Source organism: Shimwellia pseudoproteus (genome assembly GCF_016415625.1).
GTDB lineage: Bacteria > Pseudomonadota > Gammaproteobacteria > Enterobacterales > Enterobacteriaceae > Shimwellia > Shimwellia pseudoproteus.
Window position 1 is genome coordinate 1 of sequence record NZ_WBXP01000017.1, and the last position, 22,796, is coordinate 22,796.

The following is a 22,796-nucleotide window of genomic DNA, read 5'->3' on the forward strand; positions in this document are numbered from 1 at the left end:
TTGAACTTTTGCTTTGTCACAGGATGTCGCTACAGGGTCAGGAGTGTGGTGATCTGATCCTAATTTCGGCTAAAAGTTCGATTTATTCAACAAAGCCCCTCGAAGCGTGTTCCGGCTTTTACCCATGCCTTGATTTGAATGTCAGTTAGCTTGCCCATATTCACCTGTATTCTTGTACCCGATTAAGAGTTTGCCTTTCGTGGCTTTGTACACGTTAGGGTACACAAGAAATATGCGCTTTTATGATACTAACTGCAACTTTGTGACATTAAAAAAGCCCGTGGTTAGCGGGCTTACGTGGTTTTATGATTCTATGTGATATGGGGTGATACGTTACTCAATGTTCTGAATCTGTTCACGCATCTGTTCGATCAACACTTTTAACTCAATCGCAGAGTTAGTAATTTCAGTATTGATAGATTTAGACGCCAGGGTGTTAGATTCACGGTTGAATTCCTGCATCATAAAGTCCAGACGACGGCCAACCGCTTCTTTTTTCTTGAGAATATTGTAGGTTTCTTTAACGTGGGCATCCAGACGGTCCAGCTCTTCTGCCACATCAAGGCGCTGGGCAATCAATACCAGCTCCTGCTCCAGGCGGTTGTTTTCCAGCTGTACCTGGGCCTCTTCAAGCTTGGTGGTCAACCGCTCGCGCTGCCATTTCAGTACGTCCGGCATTTGGGCCCGCACTTTGGCTACTTCGCTGCTGACCGCTTCCAGACGTTGCTCAATCAGCGCTTTCAGCGCCTGGCCTTCGGTTTCGCGGGCCACGATAAAGTCATTCAGCGTCTCTTCCAGAGCGTCCATAATCTGGGAGGCAATGGCATCCAGATCCTGCTCTTTGGCAGACATCACCCCAGGCCAGCGCAAGACGTCAACCGGGTTGATTTCACCCTCGTCGCTCTGCATTTTCACCCAGTTGGCCGCATCGACCAGCTGTTTAGCCAGCTTTTCATTAAGGATTAACGAGCTCTGGGCGCTGACATCAGGCTCAAAGCGCAGTGTGCACTCCACTTTACCGCGGGTCAGGCGGGCTCTGAGACGCTCGCGCACCACTGGCTCGAGACTACGAAATTGTTCCGGCAGACGAAAGTAGGTTTCCAGATAGCGCTGGTTAACAGAGCGTAATTCCCAGGCGGCACTGCCCCATTCACCCTTGAGCTCGCGCCGGGCATAGGCGGTCATACTGCGGATCATATAAATACCTGTCTATGAAAAGTGGATGCAGGGATTATAGCGGCGCGATCCTTTCCAGGATAGGAATAACCGGCTGAAGTCCGTATAATGCGCAGCCACACTCGTTTTAAGCCGGAGAATTACTATGCGTCCAGCAGGCCGTAACGCCAACCAGGTGCGTCCCGTCACCTTGACTCGCCACTATACAAAACATGCTGAAGGCTCCGTGCTGGTCGAGTTCGGCGATACCAAAGTGCTCTGCACGGCGTCTATTGAAGAAGGTGTACCGCGCTTCCTGAAAGGCCAGGGTCAGGGTTGGGTCACTGCGGAGTACGGCATGCTGCCGCGCGCAACCCATACCCGTAATGCCCGCGAAGCCGCCAAAGGCAAGCAGGGGGGCCGTACGATGGAGATTCAGCGTTTGATCGCCCGTTCGCTGCGCGCGGCGCTGGATCTGAAAGTCCTGGGGGAGTTCACCATTACACTGGATTGTGATGTGCTGCAGGCTGATGGTGGTACACGTACGGCGTCTATTACCGGGGCCTGCGTCGCGCTGGCTGACGCTATCCAGGCCATGATGGCGAAAGGCAAACTGAAAACCAACCCGATGAAAGGTATGGTTGCCGCGGTCTCTGTCGGGATCGTTAACGGCGAAGCCGTATGCGATCTGGAATATGTGGAAGACTCTGCCGCTGAAACCGATATGAACGTCGTGATGACGGAGGACGGCCGGATTATTGAAGTACAGGGTACCGCTGAAGGTGAGCCCTTCACCCATGAGGAATTACTGGAACTGCTCGCCCTCGCCAGGGGGGGGATCACTTCCATTATCGCGTCGCAGAAGGCGGCGTTAGCTGATTGATAGTAAGGCGACTGAACAGTCGCCTTTTTTTTGCCTTGCCGTTATGTATGTCTATTAAGGAGCGAATCCATGAAACCGTATCAGCGCCAGTTTATTGAGTTTGCGCTTAACAAGCAGGTACTAAAGTTCGGCGAATTTACGCTGAAATCCGGGCGTACAAGCCCCTATTTCTTCAATGCCGGGCTGTTTAATACCGGGCGTGACCTGGCGTTACTGGGCCGCTTCTATGCGGAAGCGTTAGTGGATTCCGGTATCGACTTTGATCTGGTGTTTGGGCCGGCCTATAAAGGCATCCCCATTGCGACGACCACCGTGGTTGCCCTGGCAGAGCACCATGACCGCGACGTACCCTACTGCTTTAACCGTAAAGAGACCAAGGACCACGGTGAAGGCGGTAATCTGGTCGGCAGCCCATTACAGGGCCGGGTGATGCTGGTTGATGATGTGATCACCGCCGGCACGGCAATTCGTGAGTCGATGGCGATTATTGAGGGCAACCAGGCGGCCCTGGCAGGAGTACTGATTTCGCTGGACCGTCAGGAACGCGGCCGCGGTGAACTTTCGGCGATTCAGGAGGTTGAACGGGATTACGGCTGTGCGGTGATTTCGATTATTACCCTGAAAGAGCTGATCAGCTATCTGGAAGAAAAACCGGACATGGCCGTTCATCTTGACGCGGTCCGTCAGTATCGCCAGCGCTATGGTGTTTGAGCGCCGCAAATAACACAGAGCCCCTGGCGGGGCTCTTGTGTAGTGCGTCTCTACTGAAGCTGCGCGGCAACCAGAGGCCAGCGCTGGTCAAAATCATCCGTGGGGCGATAACGGAATTCGCTGCGCACAAACCGGGACAGCATCCCTTCACAAAATGACAGTAACTGGCTGGCCAGTAGCGTCTCATCCGTTGTGTAGCCTTCTCCTTCACGCATTTTCTTTTCGCGCAGCACCTGGCGAAGCTGGGCTTCAATACGCTCGAACAACTGATTGATGCGCCCCTGCAAGCGATCCTGTTCAAACATCAGCGCATGGCCGGTCATGATGCGGGTTAAACCGGGATTCCGTTCACCAAAACCGAGGATCAACAGCACAATAAGCCGCAACCGGGTGACAGTGTCTTTTTCGTCCTTGAGGATAAGATTGATGCGGGTGATCAGGCTGTCCTCAATAAACTCAATCAGACTATCAAACATGCGGGTTTTGCTGGGGAAATGCCGGTAAAGTGCCGCTTCGGATACACCCACAGAGGCCGCCAGTTTGGCTGTGGTGATCCGCTGGCTACCGTCGCTGGACTCCAGCATCTGCGCCAGAGACTGAAGTATTTCCTCGCGGCGATTCCTTTTCGCGGTTTGTTTTTCTGCCATGATTTTAAAATACCCCTGAGAAGACACGCTTTGTCAGACTGGCATCCACGCCACGTCCGCAGGCCGTGACCTGCGGTAATGTTATGGCGTTATACGTGGTGTGGAATGCGTTTAATTATCGGGCTTACTGGCGGCCTGAATGGCCAAAACCGCCGGTGCCGCGATCGGTTAGGTCAAAGTCTTCGACCAGGTTGAACTCTGCCTGAACAACAGGGACAAACACCATCTGGGCAATGCGTTCACCGGGTTCAATAGTAAAAGTAATATTACCGCGATTCCATACTGATACCATTAACTGGCCCTGGTAGTCGGAGTCAATCAGCCCCACCAGATTGCCCAGTACGATACCGTGTTTATGACCAAGGCCAGAACGCGGCAGGATCACGGCGGCCAGTGACGGGTCGGCAATATGGATAGCCAGACCGGTTGGCAGCAACGTGGTTTCGCCCGGGTTCAGAACAACGGCGCTATCCAGACATGCACGCAGATCAAGGCCAGCAGAGCCTGATGTGGCGTAGGTCGGAAGCGGGAATTCTTTACCTACGCGGGCATCCAGAATTTTAACGTCGATTTTTTTCATCATAACGGGTAACTATTTCGTCCAGTAAAAGGTGGCTCAGGCGGGTTTTACGCTCCAGGGGTAAGACTTTATCCCCCTCCTGCCAGAAAAGGTGCAGTGCATTACTGTCACTATTAAAGCCTTGATTCGATTTGGATACGTCATTAGCGCAGATCAAATCAAGCTGTTTGCTGATCCGCTTTTTGCGGGCATATTCTTCCACATTATTTGTTTCAGCGGCAAACCCGACAACAAACGGACGGTTCTCCGTGAGTGCACCTACACCCGCGACAATATCGGGATTTTTGATCATTTTGATGATCAGTTCATCACCCTGCTTTTTGATTTTTTTGTCGGCGATCTGTTCGGCGCGGTAATCGGCAACGGCGGCACAACCAATAAAAATCGATTGCTGTTGCGCGTGCTGACGAACCACGGACTCCATTTCCAACGCGGTGGTGACATCAATACGTTTCACGCCTGCGGGTGTGGCCAATGATACCGGACCGGCTACCAGAGTGACATTCGCACCCCGTGCGGCGGCAGCGGCGGCAATGGAGAAGCCCATTTTACCGGAGCTATGGTTAGTAATAAAACGCACCGGATCCAGCGGCTCCCTGGTGGGGCCGGCGGTGATCATGATATTCAGGTGTTGCAGGTCATGACTGGCCGTAAAATGCTGTTCTGCCAGGTCAACAATCGCCAGCGGGTCCAGCATTCGCCCTGGCCCAATATCGCCACAGGCCTGGCTGCCGCTATCTGGTCCCCAGATAAGCAAGTCGCGATCGGCCAGCAGCTGTAAATTATGCTGTGTTGCGGCAGCCCGGTACATTTGCTGGTTCATTGCCGGTACCACCGCCACCGGGGCCGGTGTTGCCAGGCAGATAGTGCTCACCAGATCGTTTGCCATACCGGCCGCCATTCGGGCAATCAGGTCCGCCGTGGCCGGGGCAATAACCACCAAATCGGCCCATTTCCCCAGCTCAATATGGCCCATCGCCGCTTCGGCCGCCGGGTCTAACAGGCTATCCGCGACGGGATAACCCGATACGGCCTGCAGGCTCAGCGGCGTGATAAACGCTTTTGCTGCCTCCGTCATCGCGACCCGCACGTCCGCACCGCGATCGCGTAGTCTGCGCACCAGTTCCGGGGCCTTATAGGCAGCGATGCCGCCGCTAATCCCCAAAACGATTTTCTTGCCGGAAAGCCCCTTCATAGTCCGTTCCTGTCTGCCGTCATGAGGGGCGGATTTTACCATAATCAAAATTTATCCGGAAAATCTCCCCGCCTTCTGTTTGCGAGATATTACGCAACGTTATGGTTTGGCTGTCGTTTTTTGTTTTTTTGCTGGCAGTATTAGGGGCAGCAGGAGGTGGGTATGAAATTTGACGACACAATAGCGATATTACCAAGGGAAAAGCTGTTGAAATTCGGCGCCCGGGCGCTCAGCGATGTAGAATTGCTGGCGTTGTTTTTGCGCACCGGCCGCCCCGGGATGCATGTGCTCTGTTTTGCGCAGCATCTACTGGACCATTTCGGCTCGCTGCGCGAATTGCTGAATGCCGATCTAACGATGTTTAAAGATATCAACGGGATTGGTCTCGCCACCTTTGCGCAATTACACGCTGTGGGGGAGTTGTCCCGGCGCTATTATGCGACCCGGCTCCGCGAAACTTGTTTGTTAAATCGCCCTGAAGCGACCCGTGAGTTTTTGTGTCGTGAGCTATCCGGGGAAGCGCGCGAGATCTTTATGGTGATCTTTGTGGATTATCAGCATAGGGTCATCTGTTGGCGACGGATGTTCGCTGGTACAATATCCCACGTTGAAGTACACCCCCGGGAGATCGTCCGCGAGGCGCTGAAGCATAATGCCGCCGCGGTGATCCTTGCGCACAATCATCCGTCTGGCAGAGCTGAACCCAGCGCTGCGGACAGAGCAATTACCCGGCTGATAGTCCGCGCGTGCGAATGTCTGGACATTCAGGTGCTTGATCATCTGGTTATTGGTCGCGGTGAGAGCGTTTCTTTTGCTGAACGTGGCTGGATTTAAGGCAAAAAGCGAGATCCTTAGGGATCTTTATCTGTTCGGGACTTGAGCACATGCCCCACACAGCGTATACTACGCCACCTTTGAGAATCTCGGGTTTGGCATTTGGGCCTGGCATACGCGAGTTCGCATTGAACCGCCAAACCGGGCCTGCAGGCCTGACGAGGCGCCAAAACCCTATACGAAGCTCGAGCTAATCTGATTTTTGGAGAATTGACATGTCCCGAGTCTGCCAAGTTACTGGCAAGCGTCCGGTGACCGGTAACAACCGTTCCCACGCACTGAACGCGACTAAACGCCGTTTCCTGCCTAACCTGCACTCACACCGTTTCTGGGTTGAGAGCGAAAAGCGTTTTGTTACTCTGCGTGTATCTGCTAAAGGTATGCGTGTTATTGATAAAAAAGGCATCGAAGCGGTTCTTTCCGATCTGCGTGCCCGTGGCGAGAAGTACTAAGGAGCTAAATCATGGCTAAAGGTGTTCGCGAGAAGATCAAGCTGGTTTCTTCTGCTGGTACTGGTCACTTCTATACCACCACGAAGAACAAACGTACTAAACCTGAAAAACTGGAACTGAAAAAATTTGATCCGGTTGTTCGTCAGCACGTTTTATACAAAGAAGCCAAAATTAAATAATTTTGTCTTTCTTATCAAAACCCCGCTTCGGCGGGGTTTTTTGTTTCTGCGGCGCCCCCATATAGAGAAAGTCTTATTCCCGTATCTTACCGGTACCGGAATAGCCATGACTGAGGGGGAGTAATGCCAGAATTACCAGAAGTAGAAACCAGCCGCCGCGGCATTGAGCCTCATCTTGTCGGGCAAACTATCCTGCATCTTGATATCCGCAATGGCAGATTACGCTGGCCGGTATCCGAAGCGCTGTATGGCCTGAGCGATACACCGATACTGAGCGTGCAGCGCCGGGCTAAATACCTGTTGCTGGAGCTGCCCACCGGCTGGATCATCATTCATCTGGGTATGTCCGGCAGTATCCGCATCCTTCCTGAAGCAGTGCCCCCAGGTAAACATGATCATGTCGATTTGGTGCTGAGCAACGGTAAAGTGCTGCGCTATACCGATCCCCGTCGCTTTGGTGCCTGGTTATGGGCCCGGAGTCTGGAAAACCTCCCAGTGCTGGCTCACCTGGGGCCTGAGCCGCTCAGTGACGCGTTCAATAGCGGGTATCTGCATGCCCGTGGCGCCAAAAAGAAAATCGCCGTGAAGCCGTGGCTGATGGATAACAAACTGGTGGTGGGGGTTGGCAATATTTACGCCAGCGAATCACTGTTCGCGGCCAGAATCCATCCCGATCGGGCGGCGCAGTCCCTGTCTATTGCGGAGTGCGATACCCTGGCCTGTGAAATTAAAGCGGTACTGTTACGCTCCATCGCCCAGGGGGGCACAACCCTGAAAGATTTTCTCCAGAGTGACGGTAAGCCGGGGTATTTTGCCCAGGAGTTACAGGTATATGGCCGGGAAGGCGAGCCGTGCAGGGTATGCGGAGAGCCGCTCAGCGCGACAAAACACGGGCAGCGCCGTACTTTTTACTGTCGGCACTGCCAGCACTGATACGGCTTACTGACCGGCGCTAATCTTGGCCAGCAGCGCCTGGCAAACGGGCGCCGGCAGGAAGTGCGTGACATCACCGTGGTGACGGGCGACCTCCTTCACCAGTGAGGAGGAGACAAACGACCACTCTTTCGCCGGCATCAGAAAGACACTTTCCAGCCCGGGCATCAAATGGCGATTCATTTGCGCCAGCTGCATTTCATACTCAAAATCAGCCACCGCACGCAGGCCGCGAACCAGAATCGTTGCCTGCTGCTCGCGGGCGAAATTAGCCATCAGATCGCTAAAACCCATGACCTCAACATTGTGAATATCGGCCGTGGCGGCCTGGGCCAGCGCCACACGCTCTTCCAGGCTGAATAAGGGCTTTTTCCCGGGGCTGGCGGCAATGGCCAGAATGACATGATCAAACATCGCCGCAGCGCGGCTGATGATATCAATATGACCATTGGTTATCGGGTCAAACGTGCCTGGATAGATGGCCCTGGTAGACATAGCAATCCTTAATGCATTTTAGGTGGCAGATAAGGTTCCAGTAACGACAGCAACCGCTGTAGCGCGCCCTGATTCTGATACAAGACTTCCACCGCGTGGCGCCCGTAATAATTACGATAGTCCGCATCCCGCAAGAGGGCGGCGACTTGTTCACCCAGTGAGGCAGCATCTGTCACTGTCAGTAACCCGTCTGACTGCTCAAGGCGGCCACAAATATCTTTAAAATTAAAGGTATGGGGCCCCATCAGTACCGGGATAGCATGTGCCGCTGGCTCCAGTGGGTTATGGCCGCCGCGTTCAACCAGCGAGCCACCGACAAAAGCAAGGTCCGCAATACCGTATAGCAGCATCAGCTCACCCATGGTGTCGCCAATGACCACCTGCGTGGCGGAAGAGGGAATTTCACCGGAAGAGCGGGTGATAAAGGTCATCCCGGCCTGGCGAGTGAGTTCTGCGGCCACCGGAAAACGTTCCGGATGACGGGGCACCAGGATCAGCAGTAAATCAGGGAATTCCTGCAACAGGTGCTGATGGGCCTGTAATACGATGCTCTCTTCGCCTTCATGGGTACTGGTGGCAATCCACACCGGGCGGTGCGGCGCCCACTGGCGGCGCAGGGTCACGGCTTTAGCGGCCAGCTGTGGGGTGACGGAAATATCGAATTTCAGACTACCGGTGACTGATAGCTGGTTATTCTTTGCCCCCAGCGCAATAAAACGCTGGCCGTCTTCTTCGTTTTGGGCGGCAATCAGTGTAATGCGGCTCAGTAGCGTACGTACCAGTTTGCCGAGTTTGGCATAACCCGCCGCAGAACGGGCAGATAACCGGGCATTCGCAATAACCAGCGGTATGTGGCGTTTATGCAGGGCGGCAATCAGGTTCGGCCACAGCTCCGTTTCCATGATCAGCACCAGTTTGGGGTCGACATTATCGAGGAAGCGGCCCACGGCATCCGGGAGATCATAAGGCAGATAGACATGCTGAACATCGCTGCCAAAGGCGGATAACACCCGCTCGGAACCCGTTGGGGTCATGGTGGTGACGGTGATCGGCAACGCGGGGTAGCGATGACGCAGGGCGCGCACCAGCGGTATTGCTGCCAGCGTCTCACCGACGGAAACTGAGTGCAGCATAATGCCGCCAGGTTTCAGTGGCTTACGGTAGAAACCATAACGTTCGCCCCAGCGCTTGCGGTAAGCCGGGGCTTTGCGTCCACGAAGCCAAAGCCGTATCCAGATAAGTGGCTGAATAAGGTAAAGCAGTGTGGTATAGAGCAACTGAAGCATAGTACCTGGCTGGCTTAGGAATGTGCTGAGGATTCTATGTATTTACCCCTGCCTTTGCCAACATTTTTGCCGATCCGAACGGAATAAACGATAAAACCCCGTGAAAAAACCAATCGTCAATGAGGTTATGTTAACGAGATGCGGATATCTGCTACTGTTTTGATATCGCTTATCAACATAAATTAGCAGAATAGTGGCGAAAGTTATTGGTTGATTTTAAATGATAATTTGCTGATTTTGTTTAAAAAACATCCGTCTCGGATTGTATAGTAATAAGTGATACACTAGTCCGAAAATTGGGCACGATGTCAGTACTCGGGTAGCTGTTGAGCCTGGGGCGGTAGCGTGTTTTTTTTCAATTATACGGACAACCATTACTAATAAGAGCCGATTGTGGAAAAAAAGTTTACCCGAATACTGGTTATTAAAATGCGCTTTCACGGGGATATGCTGCTTACTACACCGGTGATCAGTTCGCTAAAACGTAATTATCCTGAGGCGAAAATCGACCTGTTGTTGTATCAGGACACCATCCCGATTATGTCAGAGAATCAGGATATTCACGCCCTGTACGGCATAAAGAATAAAAAGGCCGGTGCCGTTGAAAAAGCAGCTAATTTTATTCAACTTATTAGGACACTGCGCGCGAATAAATATGATCTGGTGATTAATTTAACTGACCAGTGGATGATAGCCCTGCTGGTAAGAATGCTGAACGTGGCGACCAGTATTACTCAGGATTATGGTCACCGGCAGTCGGCGTTCTGGAAAAACAGTTTTACGCATCTGGCGCCGTGGCTGGGGAAACATTGCGTTGATCGCAACCTGTCGGTACTGGCCCCGCTGGGCCTGACTGACCTGTGCCGCGAAACCACCATGACCTATCGCCCGGAACACTGGCAGAAAATGCGCCAACAGCTTGAGCAGCTCGGGGCTCACGAGCCCTATGTGGTGATTCAGCCCACGGCGCGCCAGGCATTTAAGTGCTGGGATAACGATAAATTTGCGCTGGTGATTGATGCCTTACAACAGCGGGGTTATCCGGTGGTGATCACCACCGGCCCCGGGGCGGAAGATTTGGCCTGTGCCGAGGATATCGCCGCCCGTTGCCAGTCGCGACCGGTCACCGGGCTGGCGGGCAAAACCTCCTTTCCTGAACTGGCGGCGCTGATTGACCATGCGGCGCTCTTTATTGGTGTTGATTCTGCGCCGGGTCATATTGCCGCCGCGGTCCACACCCCGATAATCAGCCTGTTTGGCGCAACGGACCATGTGTTCTGGCGCCCGTGGTCTGATGATCAAATCCAGTTTTGGGCCGGGGATTATCAGCCGATGCCGCCCCGCGAGCAGCGGGATCGTAATAAGACCTATATGTCAGTGATACCGGCACAGGATGTGATTGCGGCAACTGAAAAAATGCTGCCGCACCCTGCCCACGCCCCACAACCCGGTGGAACCTTATGATCGTCGCATTTTGTCTGTATAAATATTTTCCCTTTGGCGGCCTGCAGCGGGATTTTTTGCGCATTGCGCATACCGTGGCGGCCCGGGGTCATACAGTGCGCGTTTATGTCCAGTCCTGGCAGGGGGAGAGACCCCCCGAGTTTGACATTATTGATGTGCCGGTAACGTCGCGGACTAACCACGGACGGAATGCCGAGTACGCCCGCTGGGTCACTCAGCATCTTGAGCAGCATCCGGTTGATCGGGTGGTGGGTTTCAACAAGATGCCGGGCCTTGATGTCTATTATGCGGCAGATGTTTGCTATGCCGAAAAGGTCGCCCGGGAGAAAGGCTTTTTCTATCGCCTGACACCACGCTACCGGCATTTCGCTGCGTTCGAGCGAGCGGTATTTGCCCAGGGCCAGCCAACGAAACTGTTGATGCTGACGGATCAACAAATTGCCGATTTTCGTAAGCATTACGCCACCGAAGCGGAGCGTTTTTTTATTCTGCCGCCCGGCATTTACCCGGATCGGAAATACAGCCATCAGCCCCCCGGTGCCCGGGAGCAATTCCGCCAGCAGAACCAGATTGATAGCCAGCAATATTTGTTATTGCAGGTGGGCTCGGACTTCAGCCGTAAAGGGGTCGATCGCTCTATTGAGGCTGTTGCGGCACTGCCCGCTGAGCTGCGCAGCAAAGTGGCATTATATATCGTTGGCCAGGATAAGCCGGGGCGCTTTGCCCAGTTGGCCAAACGGCTGGGTATCGGGAAAAACGTCCATTTCTTTGCCGGTCGCAATGATGTTTCTCAACTGATGGCGGCGGCAGACTTGCTCTTGCACCCGGCCTATCAGGAGGCTGCCGGTATTGTATTACTGGAAGCGATTACCGCGGGCTTGCCCGTTATTACCAGCGCGGTGTGTGGTTATGCGCACTATATTCGCGATGCCGGCTGTGGTGAGGTGATCGAACAGCCCTGGCGGCAGGAAGCGCTGAATGCGGCATTGATCAATGCGCTGGGTAATAAGTCGTTGCGTGAGGCATGGGCCGATAATGCCCGCCATTATGCGGATACCCAGGATTTATACAGTCTGCCAGAGAAGGCCGCGGACATTATCATTGGTGAGTGACATGGTTGAGTTGAAAGAGCCTTTGGCCACGCTGTGGCGCGGCAAAGATGCATTTGAGGAAGTTAAACACCTGCAGGGTGAGGTTTTTCGCGAGCTGGAAACACGGCGTACGCTGCGTTTTGAATTAGCGGGGAAAAGCTATTTCCTGAAATGGCATCGCGGTACCTCTGTCAAAGAAGTGGTGAAGAATTTGCTGTCGCTGCGCTTACCGGTGCTGGGGGCAGACCGGGAGTGGAATGCGATTCATAAACTCCATGATGTTGGGGTGGATACTATGCACGGCGTGGGCTTTGGCCAGAAAGGCATTAATCCGATTCGCCGCACCTCCTTTATTATTACCGAAGATTTAACCCCCACTATCAGCCTGGAAGATTACTGCGCCCCCTGGGCGACAACGCCGCCGGTGCCGCGGATAAAGTGGATGATAATCAGGCGTGTTGCCACCATGGTGAGAAAAATGCACCTTGCGGGGGTGAATCACCGGGATTGCTATATCTGCCACTTCTTACTTCATCTCCCTTTTGACGGTGATGAACAGCACCTGAAGATATCGGTGATTGATTTACACCGGGCCCAGATGCGTGATCATGTTCCCGGTCGCTGGCGCGATAAGGACTTGATTGGCCTATATTTTTCATCACTGAATATTGGCCTGACCCGGCGCGATATTTTGCGGTTTATGAAGGTGTATTTTGATGCACCGCTGCGGGATACATTATTAAAAGAGCAGGGGCTATTAGCCCAGGCCGGGGCGAAGGCCAGTAAGATACAAGAAAGAACAATTAGAAAATCATTGTGATCTTTTAGAGGTGGTGTATGGGATATCAGTATTTTAATACTGAAGAAATGATTAAAGACACAATCACCTTTGATGAAAGTAATACATCATCAAAGCAAGAAAGTTTTCATATCGCTTACGGCATTGATAAAAACTTTCTGTTTGGTTGTGGCGTTTCTATTGCCTCTATTCTTCTTCATAATAGAGAAATGGATTTCGTATTTCATGTTTTTATTGATGAGCTTTCGCCGGACGATATAACCAGATTTTCCCGGATGGCGGCCTCCTGTAAAACATGCATTAATATTCATATCGTAAATTGCGATAGGCTACGCGCGCTGCCGACCACCAAAAACTGGTCGATTGCGATGTATTTTCGCTTCATTATTGGCGATTATTTTATCGGCTCTCAGGATGTCATTTTATATCTTGATGCGGATATTATATGCCATGGCGATATTCGGACGTTAACGCATATTGCGCTGGATAATAATGTGATAGGCGCTGTGCCTGAGCGGGATAAATCCTGGTGGGCGCTGCGGGCAAAAAGCCTGCAATGTCCGGCAATCGGGAAAGGATATTTTAACTCCGGTATGTTGCTGGTGAATATCGCGGCATGGGCGGCAGAGCATGTGTCTGGCAAAGCGATGGAGATGTTGTCCGATAAAAACATCACCGGAATGTTATCATACATGGATCAGGATATCCTTAATCTTATCCTGCATGATAAAGTGAAATTTGTGGATGCCATATACAATACACAATTTAGCCTTAATTATGAATTGAAAAAATCATTTGTTAATCCTGTTAGTAAGAGTACCGTTTTTATCCATTATGTCGGGCCCACCAAACCCTGGCATTACTGGAGTCAGTATGATTCCGCTACGCCATTCCTGGTTGCGCAGAAAAACTCCCCGTGGAGTGATACGCCATTAATGAAGCCGAACAACTCTAACTATGCCCGCTATTGTGCTAAGCATAATTTTAAGCAGGGTAAGACACTTGCTGGGTTAGTTAACTATCTTCTTTATTTCTATTTCAAGATTAAAGGATAAGCGCACGTAGGGAATACTATGATTGAGTTTATAAAAAAAGTGTATTCTTTTCATGGTGAGGCCGTTGATAGTAATCTCCGTGAACTGAATATATCTTACGGCATTGATAAGAATTTTTTATTTGGTGCCGGTGTTTAGATATCTTCAGTGCTGATAAATAACCCGGATATAAATTGCGTCTTCCACGTGTTTACGGATTATGTAGATGATACCTATCTGGCATACTTTAAAAATACTGCGCAGCAATTTAATACCAAAATTAATGTGTATTTAATTGATCCTGACTATTTTCTGGATCTTCCTACATCCTCATTCTGGTCCTATGCAACCTATTTTCGGGTGTTGTCGTTTGAGTACTTAAGCCAAAGTATTACAACGTTGCTGTATCTTGATGCGGATGTGGTTTGTAAGGGTAGCCTGAAATACATCACTGATATTCAGTTTAATGATGAGTTTGCTGCGGTTATTCCTGATACTGGCAGCACACAGAAAACCAGTGTCACCCGGTTGAATATTCCAGAGATGGAAGGCAAGTATTTTAATGCGGGCGTTATCTACGTTAATTTAAAGAAATGGCATGAATCTAACCTGACCGACTACATTTTTACCTTGCTAAGAGGCGAGACTGAATACGGTTTTCTGAAATATCTCGATCAGGATGCACTCAACATTGCGTTTCGAATGAATAATATATATCTGCCGAATGATTATAATAAGATATATACGCTAAAGAATGAGTTAAAAGATCGCAGTCATCAGAAATATAAAAATATCATTACTGATAGCACCGTTTTAATTCATTACACGGGGATCACTAAGCCCTGGCACAAATGGGCGAACTATCCCTCTGCACAGTTTTACCAGCGGGCGCTTAGCGCTTCACCGTGGCGAGATCATCCACCCCGTGAGGCGCAATCAATGATGGAAATGAAGAAACGCTATAAGCATTTACTGGTCCAGGGTAAGTATCTCTCCGGGGCGATGGCGGGCGTTGCTTATCTACTAAAAAAACGTACAAATAATTAATCTATTTTGGTTCTCTATGAGTATTAAACATCAAGTTAATGATTATGTCGTTTTCACTAAAGCAGACGGTGAAAAGTATATTAGTGTATTTAACGACTTTCTATCCTATGACATTAAGGTATTAAAGGTTTTCCGAAATATTGAGGATACTAAGGTATTACTGATAGATACCCAGTACGGTAAACTGATCCTTAAAATATTTTCCCCTAAACTTAAGAAAACCGAACGCTTCCTTAAGGCGATGCTGAAAGGGGATTATTACGAGAAACTGTTCCAGCAAACGGAGCGTATCCGTCAGGAAGGGCTGGATTCCGTTAATGATTTCTACCTGCTGGCCGAACGGAAAACGCTGCGCTTTGTCCACACCTACATTATGCTTATTGAGTATATTGAAGGGACTGAACTGTCTGATATTCCTGATATTGATGATGGCCTGAAAGCAAAAATAGCGGCATCTATTACCGAGCTGCATCAGCACGGTATGGTATCTGGTGACCCACACAAAGGAAACTTCATCATTCAGGATGGTAATGTCCGGATCATTGATTTGTCGGGTAAGCGGCCCTCTGCGTCACGAAGAGCAAAAGACCGTATTGATCTGGAACGCCATTATGGTATTGCTAATGATACTAGGGACTTTGGCTATTATCTGTTAGTATATAAGAAAAAATTTAGAAACTTCATTAGGAAGTTGAAGGGTAAAGAAGCAAGATAATAAAAACTATTATGTTTTTTGATTTTATTTTGGTTGCATAGGTACGTTTAAGGATTTTATAAAAAACTTAAATTACACGACCTTATGGGTGTTTTATGCGAATAGTGAATTATGTTTCCCGTTCTGACGTAAAACGTTTGACTGATAAACGATCCTCCGATGACACTATTATTTTTTTGTCTGGGCCTACATCTGTAAAAACACCGCTATCCCTGCTACGCACTAAAGATGTTATTGCGGTTAATGGGGCTGCGGATTATTTACTTAACCATAATATCAAACCGTTTATTTACGTGTTAACTGATGTCAGGTTTTTGAAAGGACGACGGGATGATTTTTATCGTTTTAGTCAAGGTAGTCAGTTCACATTTGTTAATCCCGACGTTTACTGGGGCGCTTCTCAGGAAGATAAAAAATATTTAAGCGAAAACTGTTTTATCCTTAAATCGCTCTATCAGCGCGAAAAAGGTGGTCTGTTTAAAAAAGCAAAATTTGGTATATTGTCGAATATATATCAAGATCTGCTGATTAATGTACCTGCTTCAAAACGGCGGCGGCTGGTTGGCTTCTCCAAAGATATTACTCTGGGATATTGTTCATGCCATACCGTTGCTTATGCCGCGATACAAATTGCTTATACATTGAAGTATAGAAATATTGTTTGTTCAGGGTTAGATTTTACTGGCGCATATACGCGTTTTTATGATGAAGGCAGTAATCCAATGCCTTCCGAGTTGAGCAATGATCTTTTAAAAATCATCCCGTTCTTTAAATTTATGGTGGATAAGGTAAGCGATATATGAATATTCCTGTTTATGTCGTTTCGTTAAAACGTGATACCGCCAGGCGCGATAAAATAAATGCTGATTTTTCGGCGCTTGGTATTGCGTTTGAATTTTTTGATGCCGTGGATGCGAAATCCCCGGATTGCCGCGACGTGATCCAGCAGGCAAGAAAAACGGGGCGTGGCGATGTGATGTCTGACGGCGAGATAGCCTGCGCATTAAGCCATCAATACCTGTATCAGAAAATGTTGGCTGAGCAGCATGAGTGGGCGGTGATCCTGGAAGATGACGTGATTGTTGATGAGCGTTTTAAACGCTTTATGGCACAGCTTGATGCCACAGCACTCGGCCAACTTGATAAGCAGGCGCTGTTTCTGCTGGGAGGCCAGCAGGGCCTTCATGATTATCCCGTGCTGGGGTTAAGTTTATTTAGCTGTCGGCGCCTTGGTGGCTTTAAATTCAAACGGGTAAACTATAATGCAAAGAAAATACGGCGTGCTTGCTGCTATATGATGAATGCCTCAATGGCGGCATCAATTATTAAATTTACCGCATCTTATGGGGTTTATCATGCGGATAGCTGGAAGCTATTATCCCAAAACGGAATAATAAATGATTATTATCTTAACGAAATGATCATCCATCCCAAAGTTAATGAAACTAACAGCCATTTAGAGCGGGAACGCGTTGAATCCGCAGGATATAAGGAGGAAAGAGGAGCTGTAAATATGAAATTGAAGATTGCCAGATCATGGGTGAGAGTGTTCTGTTCCTCTTTTTTTAGATGATTATTTTATAATTACTTATTGAATATATGTTTAATATGAAAAAGACGTCCTGTTTCGATAATACTGCCGCGAAACTTATTGTGGTTATGTATCTGTTAGGGTTTATCTGTGTTGGAATAAATCCTAACTATACGAATAAGATAATAAATATAGCCGGCATGATATCATTTTTCATGATTGTGGCAAATTACCGAAAGCTGGCGACGATTGATCGCACTATACTTATTGTTGCTGCCCCGATTTTTATTCTTGGTCTGGTCGATTTACTCTGGTATGTGCTGTTTAAAACGCGGTTAGCGGTTTATAAAAATGGTTACCGGGGATACCTGGAAGCCGGGAAAATGATGGTGGCGGCGTTTTTTAGCCTGCTCTACCTGAGCCGGGTGGCACAGCGTGAATACAAAAAGATTTTTTTGATTGTTGCCGTCGTCGGGCAATGTATCCTTTTTGGTCGCGCCTTTTACCAAAGCCTTTACCTCGGTGCCGAGCGTATTCCGTTATCGGCCATGGGGGGCAATATCAACCAGATGGGGGCGGCTACGGTGGCGGCCTATATGCTGACATTTTGCTCACTGTTTGCGGCCATCGCGATTTTAAAAAGCCAATCCAAATACCGCTGGATATTGTTTTACGGTAATTTTTTATTAACCCTGAGCGCGGTTGTGATGACCGGAACCCGTGCGGCTATCGTCACGTACCCGGCGATGATTATCCTGATGGTCATGATTGAGAACCGCCAGCATAAAAAAGTCATGGTGAAGATTACCGCATCCCTGATCGGTTTGTTGGTGGTCTGTGGCGTACTGTTCCGCCACGATGTGAATCAGCGCGTTGATGATATGACCCAGGATATCTCACAGTATAACAATAATAACAGTGACACTTCCGTAGGTGCCAGGCTGGCAATGGTACAGGCAGGTTTCCATTCCGCACCGGGTATCGGCTGGCAGTCTCTGGAAACCCGGGCGCAGAAAATTACCGAATTAAGTCAACATGATCCTATTTATCTGGGGGCGTTAAAATATCTCGATGTGCATATGCATAATGAGATTATTGAAGCCTATTCCACTAAAGGGATCTCCGGTGTGTTGTTTATCGCGCTGTTCTATCTGGGCATGGTGTTTTACTGTTTTAAAAGTAAAAACTACAGCTTACTGGTGTTTCCGCTGGCTATTTTCTTATTCGGGCTGAGTGATGTGATCACCCACGCCAAACCTATTCCGGCGTCATGGATTGTCGGGCTGCTGTTATCTATTGTGCTGTGCAATGAGGGCGCGAGGCGTACCGGTACGCCTCACAGCACTCGGGCATCGTAATATTGATTACCCCTGCAGGGTCCTGAGTGCCTCAAGGACCTTGCCGGGGCGCAAATCCTGCAGATTTTTGCTTTCGGCACAGCAAGCATGTTGATGCTGTCCATACCCGCCAATTAATCCGGGATCCGTCGGGCCATACAGCGTAATGTTGGGCCTGTCGAGGGCCGCCGCCAGGTGGCTTAATCCGGTATCTACCGACACCACATACTTTGCCCCTGCCAGTTCACGGGCAATCCCTTCCAGGCTCATCCGCGGCAACACTTCCACATGGGCAAAACCTTGCGCCAGGCGCTTCGCCCGGGCTTCCTCATGGGGCGCGCCCCAGGGGAGTTTGATATGGATACCACTTTCCTGAAGCAAACCAATCAGCTCACGCCAGTGGGCCTCAGGCCAGTGTTTGTCATCCCGGGTGGTGGCATGCAGGAAGATGGCATAAGGGCTGTCTGTGACCGGCTCATTGGTCACAAAACGCCGGGCAATGGCGTAATCCCCCTGGGTGTCTGGCCTGGTATAGCCGAGGCTCAGGGCGAATAACATCCGGGTCCGCTCTACGGCGTGCATCTGCCTGGGGATATGGTGGCGCTGTTGATAAAACAGGCTTGCCAGCGGCTCCCGGGCGGTTTGCCAATCCATCCCGTGTTTGACGCCCTTTGCATGACGGGTCACCAGGGCGGCGCTTTTTAACAGCCCCTGGGCATCAATGACCGCATCGTATTGCACTTCCTGCAGGCGATCGCGGAATGCCTTTCTTTCCTGACGAACCGCGGCGGAGAACCACGCTTTACGCCAGCGGCGTAAAGCCACCGGAATCACGCGATCCACCGCTCTGTGCCAGGAGGGGATCTGCGCGAATCCTTCCTCGACAACCCAGTCAAAGCGGATATCGGGAAAGCGGTTCTGGGCATCGGTTAATGAAGGCAGGGTGTGCAGGACATCCCCCATTGACGAGGTTTTTACGATCAGCACCCGCATCCGTTAGGCTTCCTGTTCCTGCAATAAGGCATGTAGTTCATCAACAACGCGTTCTGGCTGGATATCAATCAGGCTCTGGTGATAGCCCTCTGCGCCATCGCCTTTGCGTACTTTCAGATACCCTGAAATCAGGCGGATAACCCGGGCCCGGTGGGACAGCGGTGGAGTAAAGTCCGGGCTGCTTGGGCCATACAGGGCCACCAGCGGGCGATCGAGTGCGGCGGCCACATGCATCAAACCAGAGTCATTGGTGACCACTGCCTGGCAAGAAGCGATTAAGACCACCGCCTGATCCAGTGCGGTATCACCGGCCAGGTTGAAGCAGCAGGCTTGCTGTTCACTGCTGAGTGAGGCAAGAATTTGATTACCGGCGTCGTGATCTTTGGCGGAGCCAAACAGGACAATCTGATAGCCCTCATCAATGAGCGTCGCGGCCAGTGTGGCGTAGTGGTAGTGGGGCCAGCGTTTAGCCGGGCCGAACTCCGCCCCCGGGCAGAAGCCAATAATTGGCCGCCCGGCGAGCAGGCTAAATTTAGCGCACATCGGGGCTTTTTCGGCGTCATTCACCTGCAATTGTGGCCAGAGCAGCGGCTGCGGCAGGTCCCGGGCGCTTTGCATCACGCCCTTGTCATAAGCCAGCGCCACATAACGCTCGACCATCAGAGGCCAGGCGTCTTTATCCAGCTTGCGGGCATCATTTAGCAGGCCATAGCGCATTTCGCCCAGCCACCCGGTACGGTGGGGGATATGGGCAAAGAAAGGCACCAGGGCGGATTTAAATGAATTAGGCAGGATATAAGCGCGGTCATAACGCAGCTCACGTAAGCTGATGCCGAGGCGGCGGCGCTCGCCTATTTCCAGCGCACCGTGGCCCAGTGGCATCGCGATGGCCTGGTTAACTTCCGGCATACGCGCTAACAGTGGACGGCACCACGCGGGTGCCATCACATCAATTATCGCCTGGGGATAACGCGCCCTGAGCGTGCGGTACAGACTTTGCGACATCATCATGTCGCCCACCCATGACGGGCCAATCACCAGTATTTTCATACGCCAGTAGCCGTTATGCGTCGCGGTTCAGCCAGGCCATATATTCCGTTACGCCTTCGGCGACGGTTTTAAATGGCTTGTCGTAACCGGCGGCGCGCAGCTGGGTTAAATCAGCCTGAGTAAACGCCTGATAGCGGCCTTTGAGTTTATCCGGGAACGGAATGTACTCGATGTGCCCTTTTTTATGCCATGCCAGGGTGGCATCAGCAACGGCCTGGAAGGACTCGGCCTGGCCAGTACCGCAGTTGTAGATACCGGACACGCCGTTCTGCCAGAACCACAGATTCATCGCGGCCACATCGCCAACGTAGATAAAATCGCGGCGGAAGCTGTCGCTGCCTTCGAACAGTTTCGGGTTTTCCCCGTTGTTCAACTGGGTGTTCAGGTGGAAGGCCACACTGGCCATGCTGCCTTTATGGCCTTCACGCGGACCATAAACGTTGAAATAGCGAAAGCCGGTTATCTGGGAGGTGGCTTCCGGCAGGATCTGGCGGACATATTCGTCGAACAGGAATTTAGAGTAGCCGTAGACGTTCAGCGGCTGCTCATATTCGCGGGATTCGATAAAGTCAGCGGTCCGGCCACCGTAGGTGGCGGCGGAAGAGGCATACAGGAACGGAATATCGCGCTCCATGCAGTAGTGCAGCAGCTCTTTGGAGTACTGATAGTTGTTGTCCATCATGTACTTGCCGTCCCACTCGGTGGTTGATGAGCAGGCACCCTCATGGAACACGGCTTCGATATCGCCAAACTCTTCGCCGGACATAATCTGGATCAGAAAATCTTCTTTATCCATGTAGTCGGCAATGCTCAGGTCGACCAGGTTGACGAACTTGGTACCGTCTTTCAGGTTGTCGACAACCAGGATGTCGCGGTAGCCGCTATCATTCAGTGCTTTGACAATGTTACTGCCGATAAAACCAGCACCGCCGGTGACAATGATCATATGCGTTAGCCTTTAAAAATGTGGGGCACGGGACGGTATATCCCATGACTTACTGCTTCTTATCATACCATTACATTGGTACACCGACAGCATTCGCGCCCTGAGGGAGGCATAAGTTTGTTATATCAGCGTCATTTATGCTGCCCAGATCATAAAGCCTGGAGCATCATCTCGTTTACGTCCGGGGGCATTCGGTAGTATGTGCCCACATCAGTCATACCAGGAGAATTGTGATGCGAGGGGCTTTTTACCAGCAGTTAAACGATCAGCTCGGGAATGCCCGGGCGGAAGGATTATTTAAGCAAGAACGTATTATTACCTCCGCCCAACAGGCGGATATTACGATTGCTGATGGCAGCCAGGTGATTAACTTTTGCGCCAATAACTATCTGGGGCTCGCCAACCATCCGGCGCTGATCGCGGCAGCAAAACACGGCATGGATACGTACGGCTTTGGTATGGCGTCGGTGCGCTTTATCTGCGGCACGCAAGACAACCATAAAGCGCTGGAGCACAAGCTGGCCAATTTCCTGGGGATGGAAGATGCCATCCTCTACTCCTCCTGTTTTGACGCCAACGGGGGCCTTTTTGAGACCTTACTCGGGCCGGAAGACGCGATTATCTCTGATGCGCTGAACCATGCCTCGATCATTGATGGCGTGCGCCTGTGTAAAGCGCAGCGCTACCGCTATGCCAATAACAACATGCAGGAGCTGGAAGCCCGCCTGCAGGAAGCCAACGCCGCCGGTGCCCGCCATATATTGATTGCGACAGATGGCGTGTTCTCGATGGATGGCGTGATAGCGAACCTGAAAGGGATTTGTGATCTGGCGGATCAGTATGATGCGCTGGTGATGGTGGATGACTCCCACGCTGTCGGGTTTGTGGGGGAGAATGGCCGCGGTACCCACGAATTCTGCGGCGTGATGGATCGGGTGGATATTATTACTGGCACCCTTGGTAAAGCGCTGGGCGGGGCGTCCGGCGGCTACACGGCTGGCCGCAAAGAGGTGGTCGAGTGGCTGCGCCAGCGCTCCCGCCCGTATCTGTTTTCTAACTCCCTGGCGCCAGCCATTGTATCTGCCTCGATTAGCGTCCTGGAGATGCTGGAGTCCGGCGCCGCATTGCGTGAGCGCCTGTGGGCGAATGCCCGGCTGTTCCGGGAAAAAATGCACGCCGCGGGCTTCACCCTGGCTGGTGCGGACCACGCCATCATCCCGGTAATGCTGGGGGATGCGGTAGTCGCGCAAAACTTCGCCCGGGAGCTGCAAAACGAAGGGATTTATGTCACCGGGTTCTTTTATCCGGTGGTACCGAAGGGCCAGGCGCGTATTCGGACCCAAATGTCCGCGGCACATACGCCACAGCAGATCGAAGACGCCGTTGCCGCGTTTACGCGGATTGGTAAAAAACTGGGTGTGATTGTCTGAGGATAGGTT

The 22,796-nt window shown here is 51.1% G+C and carries 23 protein-coding genes and 2 pseudogenes; 16 read left to right on the forward strand and 9 right to left on the reverse strand.

The window, feature by feature from the left end; genetic code table 11:
- Window positions 1–333: 333 nt before the first annotated feature.
- Window positions 334–1,197, reverse strand: a complete 864-nt coding sequence (locus tag F9C28_RS09525; RefSeq protein ID WP_199014979.1) for a YicC/YloC family endoribonuclease — start codon at window positions 1,195–1,197, stop codon at window positions 334–336.
- A 124-nt stretch (window positions 1,198–1,321) separates the two neighbouring features.
- On the opposite strand from F9C28_RS09525, the gene rph reads away from it, so the two are divergent.
- The gene (gene rph, locus F9C28_RS09530; protein ID WP_199014980.1) at window positions 1,322–2,038 is read left to right on the forward strand and encodes a ribonuclease PH; all 717 of its coding nucleotides are present in this window, start codon (window positions 1,322–1,324) and stop codon (window positions 2,036–2,038) included.
- Between the two features lie 69 nt (window positions 2,039–2,107).
- Window positions 2,108–2,749: an orotate phosphoribosyltransferase gene (gene pyrE / locus F9C28_RS09535; RefSeq protein WP_199014981.1), complete on the forward strand. Its 642-nt coding sequence runs from the start codon at window positions 2,108–2,110 to the stop codon at window positions 2,747–2,749.
- A 50-nt stretch (window positions 2,750–2,799) separates the two neighbouring features.
- Here the strand turns inward: pyrE and slmA are convergent, their stop codons facing one another.
- From slmA to coaBC, 3 genes are all read right to left on the reverse strand, one after another.
- On the reverse strand, window positions 2,800–3,396 hold the full coding sequence (gene slmA / locus F9C28_RS09540; protein WP_199014982.1) for a nucleoid occlusion factor SlmA: 597 nt from the start codon (window positions 3,394–3,396) through the stop codon (window positions 2,800–2,802).
- A 124-nt stretch (window positions 3,397–3,520) separates the two neighbouring features.
- The gene (gene dut / locus F9C28_RS09545) at window positions 3,521–3,979 is read right to left on the reverse strand and encodes a dUTP diphosphatase (protein ID WP_199014983.1); all 459 of its coding nucleotides are present in this window, start codon (window positions 3,977–3,979) and stop codon (window positions 3,521–3,523) included.
- Entirely contained in the window at window positions 3,957–5,171 is a 1,215-nt protein-coding gene (gene coaBC, locus F9C28_RS09550) for a bifunctional phosphopantothenoylcysteine decarboxylase/phosphopantothenate--cysteine ligase CoaBC (RefSeq protein ID WP_199014984.1), read from the reverse strand. Before coaBC ends, dut begins: the two co-directional genes overlap by 23 nt.
- Window positions 5,172–5,333: 162 nt before the next feature.
- On the opposite strand from coaBC, the gene radC reads away from it, so the two are divergent.
- The 4 genes from radC to mutM all read left to right on the forward strand — a co-directional run bounded on the left by radC (window position 5,334) and on the right by mutM (window position 7,569).
- The gene (radC, locus tag F9C28_RS09555) at window positions 5,334–6,005 is read left to right on the forward strand and encodes a RadC family protein (RefSeq protein WP_199014985.1); all 672 of its coding nucleotides are present in this window, start codon (window positions 5,334–5,336) and stop codon (window positions 6,003–6,005) included.
- Between the two features lie 215 nt (window positions 6,006–6,220).
- Complete coding sequence (rpmB, locus tag F9C28_RS09560; protein WP_002442568.1) at window positions 6,221–6,457, forward strand: 50S ribosomal protein L28; 237 nt, start codon at window positions 6,221–6,223, stop codon at window positions 6,455–6,457.
- Between the two features lie 11 nt (window positions 6,458–6,468).
- A complete protein-coding gene (rpmG, locus tag F9C28_RS09565; protein ID WP_002208990.1) occupies window positions 6,469–6,636 on the forward strand; it encodes a 50S ribosomal protein L33 in 168 nt (55 codons plus the stop codon).
- Between the two features lie 123 nt (window positions 6,637–6,759).
- Window positions 6,760–7,569, forward strand: a complete 810-nt coding sequence (mutM, locus tag F9C28_RS09570) for a bifunctional DNA-formamidopyrimidine glycosylase/DNA-(apurinic or apyrimidinic site) lyase (RefSeq protein WP_199014986.1) — start codon at window positions 6,760–6,762, stop codon at window positions 7,567–7,569.
- Window positions 7,570–7,575: 6 nt separating this feature from the next.
- On the opposite strand, the gene coaD is transcribed toward mutM, so the two are convergent.
- Complete coding sequence (gene coaD, locus F9C28_RS09575; RefSeq protein ID WP_199014987.1) at window positions 7,576–8,064, reverse strand: pantetheine-phosphate adenylyltransferase; 489 nt, start codon at window positions 8,062–8,064, stop codon at window positions 7,576–7,578.
- Window positions 8,065–8,072: 8 nt separating this feature from the next.
- Window positions 8,073–9,350, reverse strand: coding sequence for a lipid IV(A) 3-deoxy-D-manno-octulosonic acid transferase (gene waaA / locus F9C28_RS09580; RefSeq protein ID WP_199014988.1), 1,278 nt, complete (start codon window positions 9,348–9,350; stop codon window positions 8,073–8,075).
- A gap of 393 nt (window positions 9,351–9,743) precedes the next feature.
- Here waaA and rfaQ point away from each other — a divergent pair, with 393 nt between their 5' ends.
- From rfaQ to F9C28_RS09625, 9 genes and pseudogenes are all read left to right on the forward strand, one after another.
- Window positions 9,744–10,814: a lipopolysaccharide core heptosyltransferase RfaQ gene (gene rfaQ, locus F9C28_RS09585; protein ID WP_199014989.1), complete on the forward strand. Its 1,071-nt coding sequence runs from the start codon at window positions 9,744–9,746 to the stop codon at window positions 10,812–10,814.
- Window positions 10,811–11,926, forward strand: a complete 1,116-nt coding sequence (locus F9C28_RS09590) for a glycosyltransferase family 4 protein (RefSeq protein ID WP_199014990.1) — start codon at window positions 10,811–10,813, stop codon at window positions 11,924–11,926. Before rfaQ ends, F9C28_RS09590 begins: the two co-directional genes overlap by 4 nt.
- 1 nt (window position 11,927) lies before the next feature.
- Window positions 11,928–12,725, forward strand: a complete 798-nt coding sequence (gene rfaP, locus F9C28_RS09595; RefSeq protein ID WP_199014991.1) for a lipopolysaccharide core heptose(I) kinase RfaP — start codon at window positions 11,928–11,930, stop codon at window positions 12,723–12,725.
- Between the two features lie 17 nt (window positions 12,726–12,742).
- A complete protein-coding gene (gene waaO / locus F9C28_RS09600) occupies window positions 12,743–13,759 on the forward strand; it encodes a lipopolysaccharide 3-alpha-galactosyltransferase (protein WP_199014992.1) in 1,017 nt (338 codons plus the stop codon).
- Between the two features lie 18 nt (window positions 13,760–13,777).
- Window positions 13,778–14,785: pseudogene (locus F9C28_RS09605) on the forward strand (glycosyltransferase family 8 protein).
- A 16-nt stretch (window positions 14,786–14,801) separates the two neighbouring features.
- Window positions 14,802–15,500, forward strand: coding sequence for a lipopolysaccharide core heptose(II) kinase RfaY (gene rfaY / locus F9C28_RS09610; RefSeq protein ID WP_199014993.1), 699 nt, complete (start codon window positions 14,802–14,804; stop codon window positions 15,498–15,500).
- A 95-nt stretch (window positions 15,501–15,595) separates the two neighbouring features.
- Window positions 15,596–16,300, forward strand: a pseudogene (waaZ, locus tag F9C28_RS09615) (3-deoxy-D-manno-oct-2-ulosonate III transferase WaaZ); the annotation flags it as partial.
- Complete coding sequence (locus tag F9C28_RS09620; RefSeq protein ID WP_199014995.1) at window positions 16,300–17,073, forward strand: glycosyltransferase family 25 protein; 774 nt, start codon at window positions 16,300–16,302, stop codon at window positions 17,071–17,073. The pseudogene waaZ and the gene F9C28_RS09620, both read left to right, overlap by 1 nt.
- A 173-nt stretch (window positions 17,074–17,246) precedes the next feature.
- A complete protein-coding gene (locus F9C28_RS09625) occupies window positions 17,247–18,389 on the forward strand; it encodes an O-antigen ligase family protein (protein WP_233149011.1) in 1,143 nt (380 codons plus the stop codon).
- A gap of 6 nt (window positions 18,390–18,395) precedes the next feature.
- On the opposite strand, the gene rfaC is transcribed toward F9C28_RS09625, so the two are convergent.
- Genes rfaC through rfaD form a run of 3 tightly spaced genes read right to left on the reverse strand, consistent with a single transcriptional unit; the run spans window position 18,396 to window position 21,357 of the window.
- Window positions 18,396–19,361 carry a lipopolysaccharide heptosyltransferase RfaC gene (gene rfaC / locus F9C28_RS09630; RefSeq protein WP_199014997.1) on the reverse strand — a complete coding sequence of 322 codons (966 nt, stop codon included), beginning with the start codon at window positions 19,359–19,361 and terminating at the stop codon, window positions 18,396–18,398.
- A 3-nt stretch (window positions 19,362–19,364) separates the two neighbouring features.
- Window positions 19,365–20,411: an ADP-heptose--LPS heptosyltransferase RfaF gene (gene rfaF / locus F9C28_RS09635; RefSeq protein ID WP_199014998.1), complete on the reverse strand. Its 1,047-nt coding sequence runs from the start codon at window positions 20,409–20,411 to the stop codon at window positions 19,365–19,367.
- Between the two features lie 13 nt (window positions 20,412–20,424).
- Window positions 20,425–21,357: an ADP-glyceromanno-heptose 6-epimerase gene (gene rfaD, locus F9C28_RS09640; RefSeq protein ID WP_199014999.1), complete on the reverse strand. Its 933-nt coding sequence runs from the start codon at window positions 21,355–21,357 to the stop codon at window positions 20,425–20,427.
- Window positions 21,358–21,590: 233 nt separating this feature from the next.
- Between rfaD and kbl the strand changes: the two genes are divergently transcribed.
- Window positions 21,591–22,787: a glycine C-acetyltransferase gene (gene kbl / locus F9C28_RS09645; protein WP_199015000.1), complete on the forward strand. Its 1,197-nt coding sequence runs from the start codon at window positions 21,591–21,593 to the stop codon at window positions 22,785–22,787.
- Window positions 22,788–22,796: the final 9 nt, after the last annotated feature.

What these genes read in the sequence shown, in the direction of transcription:
- F9C28_RS09525 (WP_199014979.1), bottom strand. Translation starts at nt 1,197, where the DNA reads ATGATCCGCAGTATGACCGCCTATGCCCGGCGCGAGCTCAAGGGTGAA.
- rph (WP_199014980.1), top strand. Translation starts at nt 1,322, where the DNA reads ATGCGTCCAGCAGGCCGTAACGCCAACCAGGTGCGTCCCGTCACCTTG.
- pyrE (WP_199014981.1), top strand. Translation starts at nt 2,108, where the DNA reads ATGAAACCGTATCAGCGCCAGTTTATTGAGTTTGCGCTTAACAAGCAG.
- slmA (WP_199014982.1), bottom strand. Translation starts at nt 3,396, where the DNA reads ATGGCAGAAAAACAAACCGCGAAAAGGAATCGCCGCGAGGAAATACTT.
- dut (WP_199014983.1), bottom strand. Translation starts at nt 3,979, where the DNA reads ATGATGAAAAAAATCGACGTTAAAATTCTGGATGCCCGCGTAGGTAAA.
- coaBC (WP_199014984.1), bottom strand. Translation starts at nt 5,171, where the DNA reads ATGAAGGGGCTTTCCGGCAAGAAAATCGTTTTGGGGATTAGCGGCGGC.
- radC (WP_199014985.1), top strand. Translation starts at nt 5,334, where the DNA reads ATGAAATTTGACGACACAATAGCGATATTACCAAGGGAAAAGCTGTTG.
- rpmB (WP_002442568.1), top strand. Translation starts at nt 6,221, where the DNA reads ATGTCCCGAGTCTGCCAAGTTACTGGCAAGCGTCCGGTGACCGGTAAC.
- rpmG (WP_002208990.1), top strand. Translation starts at nt 6,469, where the DNA reads ATGGCTAAAGGTGTTCGCGAGAAGATCAAGCTGGTTTCTTCTGCTGGT.
- mutM (WP_199014986.1), top strand. Translation starts at nt 6,760, where the DNA reads ATGCCAGAATTACCAGAAGTAGAAACCAGCCGCCGCGGCATTGAGCCT.
- coaD (WP_199014987.1), bottom strand. Translation starts at nt 8,064, where the DNA reads ATGTCTACCAGGGCCATCTATCCAGGCACGTTTGACCCGATAACCAAT.
- waaA (WP_199014988.1), bottom strand. Translation starts at nt 9,350, where the DNA reads ATGCTTCAGTTGCTCTATACCACACTGCTTTACCTTATTCAGCCACTT.
- F9C28_RS09590 (WP_199014990.1), top strand. Translation starts at nt 10,811, where the DNA reads ATGATCGTCGCATTTTGTCTGTATAAATATTTTCCCTTTGGCGGCCTG.
- rfaP (WP_199014991.1), top strand. Translation starts at nt 11,928, where the DNA reads ATGGTTGAGTTGAAAGAGCCTTTGGCCACGCTGTGGCGCGGCAAAGAT.
- waaO (WP_199014992.1), top strand. Translation starts at nt 12,743, where the DNA reads ATGGGATATCAGTATTTTAATACTGAAGAAATGATTAAAGACACAATC.
- rfaY (WP_199014993.1), top strand. Translation starts at nt 14,802, where the DNA reads ATGAGTATTAAACATCAAGTTAATGATTATGTCGTTTTCACTAAAGCA.
- F9C28_RS09620 (WP_199014995.1), top strand. Translation starts at nt 16,300, where the DNA reads ATGAATATTCCTGTTTATGTCGTTTCGTTAAAACGTGATACCGCCAGG.
- F9C28_RS09625 (WP_233149011.1), top strand. Translation starts at nt 17,247, where the DNA reads ATGATTGTGGCAAATTACCGAAAGCTGGCGACGATTGATCGCACTATA.
- rfaC (WP_199014997.1), bottom strand. Translation starts at nt 19,361, where the DNA reads ATGCGGGTGCTGATCGTAAAAACCTCGTCAATGGGGGATGTCCTGCAC.
- rfaF (WP_199014998.1), bottom strand. Translation starts at nt 20,411, where the DNA reads ATGAAAATACTGGTGATTGGCCCGTCATGGGTGGGCGACATGATGATG.
- rfaD (WP_199014999.1), bottom strand. Translation starts at nt 21,357, where the DNA reads ATGATCATTGTCACCGGCGGTGCTGGTTTTATCGGCAGTAACATTGTC.
- kbl (WP_199015000.1), top strand. Translation starts at nt 21,591, where the DNA reads ATGCGAGGGGCTTTTTACCAGCAGTTAAACGATCAGCTCGGGAATGCC.